The organism is Komagataeibacter kakiaceti JCM 25156 (genome assembly GCF_000613305.1).
On the sequence record NZ_BAIO01000063.1, the window covers coordinates 1 to 9,446 of the forward strand.

At 58.2% G+C, this 9,446-nt stretch carries 11 protein-coding genes and 3 pseudogenes; 6 read left to right on the forward strand and 8 right to left on the reverse strand.

Translation table 11 applies throughout. From position 1 onward, the window contains the following. A partial coding sequence (nirB, locus tag JCM25156_RS06015) for a nitrite reductase large subunit NirB (RefSeq protein WP_034958574.1) occupies window positions 1-2,433 on the forward strand: 2,433 nt, incomplete at its 5' end. 45 nt (window positions 2,434-2,478) lie between these two features. On the opposite strand, the gene JCM25156_RS06020 is transcribed toward nirB, so the two are convergent. Further along, entirely contained in the window at window positions 2,479-3,087 is a 609-nt protein-coding gene (locus JCM25156_RS06020) for a TetR/AcrR family transcriptional regulator (protein WP_025812475.1), read from the reverse strand. An 88-nt stretch (window positions 3,088-3,175) separates the two neighbouring features. On the opposite strand from JCM25156_RS06020, the pseudogene JCM25156_RS21975 reads away from it, so the two are divergent. Continuing rightward, window positions 3,176-4,593, forward strand: a pseudogene (locus JCM25156_RS21975) (coniferyl aldehyde dehydrogenase). Between the two features lie 85 nt (window positions 4,594-4,678). On the opposite strand, the pseudogene JCM25156_RS21980 reads toward JCM25156_RS21975, so the two are convergent. From JCM25156_RS21980 to JCM25156_RS28710, 5 genes and pseudogenes are all read right to left on the reverse strand, one after another. After that, window positions 4,679-4,987 (reverse strand): annotated as a pseudogene (locus JCM25156_RS21980) (IS3 family transposase); the annotation flags it as partial. A 1-nt stretch (window position 4,988) separates the two neighbouring features. Further along, window positions 4,989-5,231, reverse strand: a complete 243-nt coding sequence (locus tag JCM25156_RS06030) for a peptidoglycan binding domain-containing protein (RefSeq protein WP_025812476.1) — start codon at window positions 5,229-5,231, stop codon at window positions 4,989-4,991. 89 nt (window positions 5,232-5,320) lie between these two features. Next, on the reverse strand, window positions 5,321-5,524 hold the full coding sequence (locus JCM25156_RS06035; RefSeq protein ID WP_025812477.1) for a hypothetical protein: 204 nt from the start codon (window positions 5,522-5,524) through the stop codon (window positions 5,321-5,323). Between the two features lie 61 nt (window positions 5,525-5,585). After that, a complete protein-coding gene (locus tag JCM25156_RS28705) occupies window positions 5,586-5,858 on the reverse strand; it encodes a hypothetical protein (RefSeq protein WP_148299339.1) in 273 nt (90 codons plus the stop codon). A 15-nt stretch (window positions 5,859-5,873) separates the two neighbouring features. Next, window positions 5,874-6,578, reverse strand: coding sequence for a hypothetical protein (locus tag JCM25156_RS28710; RefSeq protein WP_148299340.1), 705 nt, complete (start codon window positions 6,576-6,578; stop codon window positions 5,874-5,876). A gap of 156 nt (window positions 6,579-6,734) precedes the next feature. Between JCM25156_RS28710 and JCM25156_RS27790 the strand changes: the two are divergent. Both JCM25156_RS27790 and JCM25156_RS06045 read left to right on the forward strand, forming a co-directional pair. Further along, window positions 6,735-6,839 (forward strand): annotated as a pseudogene (locus JCM25156_RS27790) (GTP-binding protein); the annotation flags it as partial. Between the two features lie 4 nt (window positions 6,840-6,843). Next, the gene (locus JCM25156_RS06045) at window positions 6,844-7,164 is read left to right on the forward strand and encodes a DUF6525 family protein (protein ID WP_034958577.1); all 321 of its coding nucleotides are present in this window, start codon (window positions 6,844-6,846) and stop codon (window positions 7,162-7,164) included. 58 nt (window positions 7,165-7,222) lie between these two features. Here the strand turns inward: JCM25156_RS06045 and JCM25156_RS32590 are convergent, their stop codons facing one another. Continuing rightward, window positions 7,223-7,450 carry a PepSY domain-containing protein gene (locus JCM25156_RS32590; protein WP_025812480.1) on the reverse strand — a complete coding sequence of 76 codons (228 nt, stop codon included), beginning with the start codon at window positions 7,448-7,450 and terminating at the stop codon, window positions 7,223-7,225. Continuing rightward, the gene (locus JCM25156_RS21985; protein WP_025812481.1) at window positions 7,432-8,400 is read right to left on the reverse strand and encodes a PepSY-associated TM helix domain-containing protein; all 969 of its coding nucleotides are present in this window, start codon (window positions 8,398-8,400) and stop codon (window positions 7,432-7,434) included. The genes JCM25156_RS32590 and JCM25156_RS21985 overlap by 19 nt, the downstream gene beginning before the upstream one ends. 234 nt (window positions 8,401-8,634) lie before the next feature. On the opposite strand from JCM25156_RS21985, the gene JCM25156_RS06060 reads away from it, so the two are divergent. Further along, complete coding sequence (locus tag JCM25156_RS06060) at window positions 8,635-9,144, forward strand: sigma-70 family RNA polymerase sigma factor (RefSeq protein WP_025812482.1); 510 nt, start codon at window positions 8,635-8,637, stop codon at window positions 9,142-9,144. 100 nt (window positions 9,145-9,244) lie between these two features. Next, window positions 9,245-9,442, forward strand: a complete 198-nt coding sequence (locus JCM25156_RS06065) for a FecR/PupR family sigma factor regulator (protein ID WP_025812483.1) — start codon at window positions 9,245-9,247, stop codon at window positions 9,440-9,442. The last annotated feature ends 4 nt before the right edge of the window (window positions 9,443-9,446 follow it).

A 9,446-nucleotide genomic window follows, 5' to 3' on the forward strand; every position in this document is an offset into this window, starting at 1 on the left:
TGGGGCTGGAAGGCCGCCAACGCGCTGGCAGGGCTGGTGCTGTCCACGGCCGTTGTCGAATTCGCGCCGCGCCTCATGCCGGTGCAGCTTGATGATGAAGGCGGCCAGGCCCTGAAGCAGCGGATCGAGGCACTGGGGATCGAGGTGCTTACATCCCACGCCACGCAGCAGATCACCGCGGGTGAGACGCACCGCCATCGCCTTGTCTTTGCCGATGGCACGTTCCTTGAAACCGATCTGGTGGTCTTTTCCGCCGGCATCCGCGCGCAGGACAGGCTGGCGCGGGACTGCGGGCTTGCCATCGGACCACGCGGCGGCGTCGTGATCGACGGACAGTGCCGTACGTCCGACCCGGCAATCTACGCAATCGGAGAATGCGCGTGCTGGAACGGGCAGGTGTTCGGACTGGTGGCGCCGGGCTATACCATGGCGCGCACGCTCGCATCCACCCTGGCGGGGGAAGAAGCCGCCTTTACCGGGGCGGACATGTCCACCAAGCTCAAGCTGCTGGGGGTGGATGTCGGCTCGATCGGCGATGCACATGGCGCGACACCCGGCAGCCGGAGCTACCGCTTCATCGGGGAAGTGGACGGGTCCTACCGCCGCCTTGTGCTCTCGGCGGATGGCAGCCGCGTGCTCGGGGCCGTATTGGTGGGGGATAACGCCTATTACGACACGATCGTGCAATATGTACAGAACGCCATCAAACCCCCGGCAGATCCGGCGGTACTGATCCTGCCGCGCGGGGAGGGGGCAGACCTGCTTGGCGCTGATGCGCTGCCCGATACGGCCATGATCTGCTCGTGCCACAATGTAACGAAAGGGGCGATCTGTGCTTCCATCGAGGAAGGTTGCACGGATATTGCCGCCCTGAAGCAGTCGACAAAGGCCAGCACAGGCTGTGGCGGCTGTTCGGGCCTGCTCAAAAACGTGTTCGAGACCGAACTCGAAGCACGCGGCATTACGGTCGATCACAGCCTGTGCGAACATTTTTCCTATACGCGACAGGAACTGTATTCCCTCGTCCGCGTGCACGGGATCCAGACTTTTGAAGACCTGATGGCGCAGTACGGCAATGGTGGGCTGGGCTGCGATATCTGCAAGCCCGCTGTCGGTTCCATCCTGGCATCGGCCTGGAACAAGCCGATTACGGATCCGCTCTATATTCCGCTACAGGACACGAACGACACGTTCATGGCCAACATGCAGAAAAACGGCACCTATTCGGTCGTGCCCCGCATTGCGGGTGGTGAGATCACACCGGACAAGCTGATAGTCCTGGGCCAGGTGGCAAAGAAATACGGTCTCTATACCAAGATCACTGGCGGCCAGCGCATCGATCTGTTCGGCGCGCAACTGGACCAGTTGCCCGAAATCTGGGCCGAACTGCTGGAAGCAGGGTTCGAGACCGGGCAGGCCTATGGCAAATCCACCCGGACCGTGAAATCCTGCGTGGGCAGCACATGGTGCCGCTATGGCGTGCAGGACAGCGTGGGCAAGGCGCTGGATCTGGAAAACCGTTACAAGGGCCTGCGCTCCCCGCACAAGCTCAAATTCGCCGTATCCGGCTGCACCCGCGAATGCGCGGAGGCACAGAGCAAGGATGTGGGGGTGATCGCCACCGAAAATGGCTGGAATCTGTACGTTTGCGGCAATGGCGGCATGCGTCCGCGCCATGCGGAACTGTTCGCGACCGATCTCGACGCCGAAACGCTGGTGAAATATATCGACCGCTTCCTGATGTTCTATATCCGGACGGCGGACAAACTGCAGCGCACCTCGGTCTGGCGCGAAAATCTTGAAGATGGACTGGATTACCTCAAGGATGTCATCATCAACGACAGCCTTGGCATCTGCGCGGAACTGGAACGCCAGATGCAGATGGTGGTGGACCACTATCACTGCGAATGGCGCGATGCGCTTACGGACCGTGAAAAACTCAAGCGGTTCCGCACCTTCGTCAATGACAGCCGCCCCGATCCGAACATCCGCACGACACCGGAGCGTGATCAGGTCCGTCCGGCCGAAAACCGGCCCGAAACCGTAGCGCCAGCCGGCCCGGAGGATTGGACCGAACTGTGTGGGCTTGAGGATCTGGTGGCAAAATCAGGTGTCGTCGCCTGGCATGACGGAAGCCAGATTGCCCTGTTCTACCTGCCCGCCACACCGGACGTGCCTGCCCGGGTCTATGCGATTGACAACCACGATCCGTTTTCGAACGCCAATGTGATCGGGCGCGGCATCATGGGCGACCTGAAGGGACAGGTGGTGGTGGCCTCGCCGCTGTACAAGCAGCATTTCCGCCTGGAGGACGGGCAGTGTCTGGAGGATCCCACCGTCCGGCTGCGGACATGGGACGCCCGCCTGGAAAACGGCAGGGTGGCGATCCGGGCCCGATCGGCTACAGCCACGCCGGAACCCATATCGGCCTGATCCCATGGCGCAGGAGGACATCCGCACGGTCTGCCCCTAGCCCAATCAATCGCTGCAGCCCATGCCATCCAGCAACACGTCCAGTGCGGCCGGGACCGGCGCTGACCCGACCTTTTCTTCAAGCAACTGGTTACTGATCGCCAGCATGGCCAGACCATGCACCTGTGCCCAGCCTGCCGCTGCCAAAGCACTGACGGCAACCGGGCGGAAGCTGCCGTCGCGTTGTCCTTTTTCCAAAAGCCCCAGAAGAATGCCAAAGGTCTTCATGGCCGCATCATGTAGCGGCGGGTCTATCGTCTTATCGGCATCAGAACTGAACATCAGCCGGTAAAGGCCGGGGTTCTGGCAGGCAAACCCGATACAGGCCTGCGCTGCGGCGATGAATTGCGCGCGCGTGGAAGGCAGATCTACCGACATTGCTTCAGTCAGGCTCTCTCCCAGCCTGACAAAGCCGATCCGGGCCAGTTCGCGCAGCAGCATCTCGCGGTCACGGAAATGCTTGTACGGGGCCGCATGACTGACCCCCGTGCGCCGCGCCACTTCCCGCAGGGTGAAGGCCCAGTTCTGATCTGCCGCCAGCATGTCCAGCGCCGTATCGATCAGGGCGCGGCGCAGGTCACCGTGATGATAGGGGCGGTCCTTGATTTCACTCATCCGTGAGGCTCATGTTTACACAAGAAACTTTTATTGACACCAGATCGTCATGCTCCATACCCTGCCTGTATAAGTTTCTCCTGTAAACATGGAGGACGTGATGTCCGATGTTACCCCCGCTGACCTGAACCGTATTCTTGACCGCCAGCGCGCCGCGTTCCTGCATGCCGGGCCACCGGACCTGAAACAGCGCCGGACCGATCTGCGCCGCCTGAAGCTGAAGTCCTGAAGCGGCGCACCGAGATCGTGCGCGCCCTGAAAACGGATTTCGGCCAGAGGTCGGAACGCGAAAGCGCCATTGTGGAACTGATCCCGCTGGTGCAGTCGATCAATTACATGATCGCGCATCTGGGGTGTTGGATGAAACCGCAGCGCCGCCACGTCTCGGCCTATTTCCAGTGCGGTCGTGCCTGGGTGGTCCGGCAGCCAGTCGGTGTCGTGGGCATTATCGCACCGTGGAACTATCCGGTCTCGCTGGCCCTCGTGCCGCTGGCGACGGCGATTGCTGCCGGTAACCGGGCCATGCTCAAACCCTCGGAATTTACCCCGGCCACATCGGCGGTGATCGGAGAGATCATTCAGGCCATCTTTCCGCCAGAGCAGATTTCTGTTGTGACCGGCAATGGCGAAGTGGGGGCCGCGTTCTCGGCGCTGCCGTTCGATCATATCCTGTTCACCGGCAGCACGGCGGTTGGCAAGAAGGTGGCGGAGGCAGCCGCACGCAATCTGACCCCGATTACATTGGAACTGGGCGGCAAGTCGCCGGTGGTGATCGCACCCGGCTTTTCCATGCAACGCGTAGCGAACCGTGTAGCATTCGGCAAGCTGACCAATGCCGGGCAGACCTGTATCGCGCCGGATTATGTGCTGGTGCATGAAAACGACAGGGACGCTTTTGCCGCAGCCTATCAGGACGCCGTGAAAAAGCTGCATCCGGGCGGTTACGCCGGGTCGCCTGACTATACGGCCATTCTCAACACGCATCATTACGCGCGGCTGAGTGGTCTGATCGACAATGCCGGGGCGCAGGGGGCACAGGTTATCCGGCTGGGAAATGACTCAGCTACGGATCACGTCCTGGCTCCCGTGCTTCTGCTGGACGTCACGCCGCAGATGGCCGTGATGCAGGAGGAAATTTTCGGCCCCGTCCTACCCGTGCTGACCTACAGGAACCTTGATGAAGCGATTGCCTTCATCAATGCCCGTCCTCGGCCCCTGGCCCTGTATTATTTTGGTGATAACCGCATTGAACGCGACAGGGTGTTGAAGAACACGGTTTCAGGAAACGTGACGATCAACGGCACATTGATGCATTATGTGCAGGACGACCTGCCGTTTGGCGGCGTGGGGGATAGTGGCATCGGGGCATATCATGGAAAGGAAGGCTTCATAGCACTCACACATGCCCGTGGTGTGTACCGACAGGGACGTTTCAACGCGGCAACACTGCTTCAGCCACCCTTCGGCAGGCTTACCGACACCATCACCAATCTGATCCTGCGATGACAACGCGCATTCTGCTTATCGGTGGCACCGGCCTGATCGGACATTTTATTGGACTTGTAACAGTTCTGTGCCGGTCAGGAAGTGATTATGCCACTCTTGCTTCAAAAGCGAGAGGACTGATACCACCCAGACATGAATGGCATCGACGTGGATTGTAGAAACCATTGATATACTGGAAGATGCCGACAGTAGCCTGACGACGGGTTGGCCAGTTCTGCCTCCAGAGCCATTCCGCCTTCAGGCTTTTGAAAAACGTTTCGATAGCAGCGTTGTCAAAACAGTTTCCCTTTCCGGACATTGAAGCCAGCAATCCATGGACCAGCAGCTTTTTCCGGAAATCATGAGAGCCATACTGGCCGCCACGATCGGAATGGAAAATGCAGTCGGGCGCCGGGTCACGCAAGCCAGCCTTCACCATCAACATTGAACAGGCGGCAGTTCCGGTAATACGCGGCCTGCATGTCGGTGAGTGTGCCAATCAGGCGTGGACCAGCAGGCCCGGACAGGGCATGCAGCACGGCTGAAATCATGGCGGGACCGATATCACCATCCAGCGCCACGCCTTTCATGCCGACTGCGGCCTGCAACTGGCGCGCCGCCACGCGAATACCTACATTGAAGCCGAAGTCAGCCACCATGCGTCAATACCTGCGGGAAGCAGGTCACAGTTCAGCGGACGCCAGTAAAAGGTGCGGGCAATCGCCCTGAAGGTCGGCACGTCAATGGACTACATGACCTTGTTCGTAATGGAGGAAGGGTTTCCCCCCATCCAGCGCACCATGGTCAGGGCCGAAATGCCGCGCATGGTGCCGACAAGATGGCCGTGGCCAACCACACCGCCGGTCCAGTTGCCCGCGTCATCTCGTCGGCATTGGTACAGACCCTCTTCGTCAAGGGTAAAGGATGTGACTGTGAGGAAATTGGTCTGCATGTCGCCACGTTACGCGCGACATGAGAGGGCTTTCAGGAGGACGGGTGCCCCCAAAGCGTCTTCAGAATAGGTTCATCTGGCCCGTATCGACCCGCCATGACCTTCGCGGACACTCTTTTTTCGGATAACGCGCCTGTGTCCTGACAACCGTGCGGTGATCGACGCCAACACGAACGGCGATATCACCGCCATATGTAGCGGCAAAGGCAGAACCCACCCACTTCGCAGGCACCCACAACCGACGTCCACCCGCGCTTTCAATAAAACTCAATGCTGCCTGTGCACCAACAGCAGCAACAAGCCAGTCAATTTGTGCAGGCGGGCGGATATTCATATCGTTTTCGATCTTTTAGGTTAGGGACTTTCTAGGTGAGATGTGTTCCCGAATATAGGACTGAATTTTTTCCATATCCTTTCGGCATCCACTTTGAAATTCAATATAATCTATCCAACATTGATAATGTTCTCTGTTAAGCGGTGGCTTGTTTTTTATTAGCTGTCCTATAACTTTTTCGGACATCTCCAAAAGTATATCTGCAAATTCGTGGGAAAAGAAAATGCTATTTTCTGCAAGACTGGTATGGAAACCTGCGTATGCAACCGACGCGTATGAAAATTCCTTTTCGTATTTTATTTCTCTATACGATTTTTTCTTATCGTGAGATTTTCGTACACGCTCTTTCTCACCTTCTGAAAAACCATCTTTTTCTAAAATTTCGTCCAATGCTTTATTATTATCTTCTGGAAGGGTCTCATATGTCGTGGGCAGGTTCAGCTTCAAGGCGCTACCATAGGCATCTGTCAGCTTGCTCCAGATGTCTGGATAAATGGAATATTCGTGAGTATGAAATCGAGTAGAGCGATCAAGTGATGCGCTTAACTGCACCTTAATTCTTTCTATTTCTAAAGCATTTTTGGCATTTAACTCTGCCATCCCTTTTGCCAAACGATTTTCAAATGTCTTCTGTGCCCAGAATTTAAAGGCCCCAATGATGCCTGCTCCCGCACAGGTTAGGGAAAGGCCAGTGGATGTCAAAACGGTAGCGATATCCATGAAGTAGGCACCATTCAGTTGCGATTTCAAAGTAGATAAGATGTCTATTTAACTCTCTTTGCCATCCTTCATCCTTGCTTTCCACCGTTTCATACCCTCAATCATCTTCTGTGCCTGCGCACCGTCCAGAAACTCCGGCGCGCTGATACCTTTCGGGTGGGTGATAGACACGGTCTTCCGGTAGCGATTCTTTCCGGCTTTCTCGGAACGGGAAAGACAACGCTCCTCAACCATGTGCTCAATAATCGTGAGGGCCGCAAAGGCGATGGTAGATAACGAGCGGATGCTGCGGCACGAGATGTGGCGGCGCTATGCGGGTGATGACTGGGCAGCCTTCGATGCTCTTCCCGCCGCGATCCGCAACCGGGTTGCAACACATGCCTATGATGCCTGGTCGGTCAATGTCATGATGCTCTGGCAGCATTACAAACGGCTCTATGGACGCACGATGCGCGCCGAGCGGGCGTTGATCCGGTATCTTGATTATTGCGAACGGCTGGAGCGCGAAGCATTTGCCGCGCGCTACAGCGAAGCCTACGGCATGACCCTGCCGCATGATGCGGCAGGCGTGACCGTGCTGAGATGACACTGGCATCCGAATGCCAGCATTCTGGCCTTTCAGTTCCATGTAGCAGTCTGTCGGGCTATCTGGCCTGACGGGTCTGCCGCTTTCGTTGCCAGATCATGATACCCGTTATCACCAGCATGCACACGGCCAGACCCGACAGACATATGAGGATACGGCCGCCAGGCCCGGCTATCCTGCCGCTATGCCATGGCAACTGCATCTGCATGACCAGATTGCCCGCAGCCCCTCGGCCGGGCATATCACCTTCCGTGATCTGACCGGTTTTCAGATCCACGGTAACCATGGGACTGCCCAACCCGGAGGTTCTGTTCCCTGATTGCTGAAAAGGTAGAACATGGCGGTTCCACCATCCGGGTCCAGCAGCACTGCCGCCGGTCTCTCACCGCTGCCATGAGCCCGCACGAAACCTGCGGCAAGACCTTCCGCCTGATCAATCGTAACCGGATGGACCGGGAGCCGTGTGTCCGTCATGGGCGGCATGGTAGGCAGGATGGTCTGGATGACGGGATTGAAGACCTCATCCTCAAGCGCCAGCGCCACCCCGCTTATGGCAATGCCCAGCAGGACAACCCATAGCCACAGCGAGACGGCCCGATGCAGGTCAAACGTGATCCGTATGGAAGAACGCCGCAGTCCGACCGCCCATATCTTACGCCATTGCCGCCAGAATGCCTGCCGCCATGCAGGCTGGTGCAACGGAAAGGTCAGGAGAAGGCCAACCACACAGTCAATCGACCACAGCATGGCCGAGATCCCCATGACCCATATGCCTGTCTGGCCCAGATCAAGGGAATAATGAACGCGGTACACAAAGGCCATCAGCGCACGACGGCTCAAGCAGCAGCCTTCGGTCGGGCGCATGCCCTGAATGCGCCCCGTGCCGGGGTCGAGAAAGATTTCATTTTCAACCGGATCTGTCCTGCCCGCGACCGTTTCGGACGAATAAACCACGATCGCACGCCCCGCAGGGGGACGGTAGAGCAGGGCGGTCACCTGCGTTTCAGGGCGCTGCAGCTTCAGCCGCGCCAGCAATGTTGAAACAGGCAAAAGGCGTGCCGGGGCAGGGGCATGGAACAGGTCAGGATTGAGAGCCGCGTCAATTTCCGTGCGGTACACGCTGATGCTTCCCGTAAGCCCTGCAATGAACAGTACGCCCGACAGCAGCAGCCCCGTATATCGGTGCAGGCGCACAAGGGCCGGACGAACGGTTTTCAGGGTCGGGACAGCCATCATGCATGCCTTGGCACGCCGACCGGGGCGGGGCAATAGAAGAAAATAAGACGCGTTTGCATATTTGATCGTCCGGTTCCGAAAATAGCCTGACGGGCACGGCCGCATGAAGGCGCGCCCGAGTATGTCGAAATATCACAGGGTGGTTCTTGCGTTGATAATGATTATTATATTCATGTAAGGGAAGCACGTGTCCCGTCCGGGCACTGACGCAAGCTGTCAAGGAACCTTCAGGCCGTGGCCTCGACCGATCACCTTCTGGAAACCTATCTGGCAAACCGGTCGCGTTTCGTGTCCTTCGCCGTATCCATGGTCGGCTGCACGGCGCAGGCGGAAGATATTGTTCAGGATGCCTTTGTTCAGGTTGCATCCGTCAGGCGGCAGGGGATCGTGTTCAACCCTGTTGCGTATCTGACCGCGATCATACGTAATCTGGCGCTTGATCATCTGCGGGCCGCGCGCAGGCAGATCCCGACCGAGATCGATCATACTCTACTGGCTGATACGGGTGCGGGGTCCATATCGCCCGAAGCCCATTGCGGGCACCGGCTGGAACTGCATACCGTGGCAAATGCCTTGAACAGCCTGCCCCCACGCACCCGCCGCGCATTTGAGATGTACCGCATCGGCGGCTACACATTGCAGGAAATCGCAACCGTTCTGGGTGTTTCCACCACGCGCGTGCACAGGATGATCCAGATCGCGCTGGTGGCCTGTGCAGCGGCCCTGCCAGACGTGGAGCCGTAAAGATTTTTCCCTTACCGTTGAAAAACAGGCTTCTGCCACGTCCCTGTTTGTGGGAGTACGCTCAACGCCACTGGCGCGGAGCGCAGGGGAGTGGACACGGATGAGCACACAGCCGACACAGGGCGCTGAACGTGCCATGCTGGAAGCCGCCGCCTGGAAAATCCGCCTCAATGAGGCCCCGGATGATGAAACGGTACGGGCGGAATGCGCCGCATGGCGTGCGCGCGACCCCGACCATGAGCGGGCATGGCGCCGGACGGAACGCGCCTGGCTCTTACGGGCCAGATGGTTCCCGTAACGCC

Coding starts and splice junctions, on each gene's coding strand:
- JCM25156_RS06045 (WP_034958577.1), top strand. CDS start 6,844: ATGGTAGATAACGAGCGGATGCTGCGGCACGAGATGTGGCGGCGCTAT.
- JCM25156_RS32590 (WP_025812480.1), bottom strand. CDS start 7,450: ATGGTTACCGTGGATCTGAAAACCGGTCAGATCACGGAAGGTGATATG.
- JCM25156_RS06030 (WP_025812476.1), bottom strand. CDS start 5,231: ATGGTGGCTGACTTCGGCTTCAATGTAGGTATTCGCGTGGCGGCGCGC.
- JCM25156_RS21985 (WP_025812481.1), bottom strand. CDS start 8,400: ATGATGGCTGTCCCGACCCTGAAAACCGTTCGTCCGGCCCTTGTGCGC.
- JCM25156_RS06035 (WP_025812477.1), bottom strand. CDS start 5,524: ATGCAGACCAATTTCCTCACAGTCACATCCTTTACCCTTGACGAAGAG.
- JCM25156_RS06065 (WP_025812483.1), top strand. CDS start 9,245: ATGAGCACACAGCCGACACAGGGCGCTGAACGTGCCATGCTGGAAGCC.
- JCM25156_RS06020 (WP_025812475.1), bottom strand. CDS start 3,087: ATGAGTGAAATCAAGGACCGCCCCTATCATCACGGTGACCTGCGCCGC.
- JCM25156_RS28705 (WP_148299339.1), bottom strand. CDS start 5,858: ATGAATATCCGCCCGCCTGCACAAATTGACTGGCTTGTTGCTGCTGTT.
- JCM25156_RS28710 (WP_148299340.1), bottom strand. CDS start 6,578: ATGGATATCGCTACCGTTTTGACATCCACTGGCCTTTCCCTAACCTGT.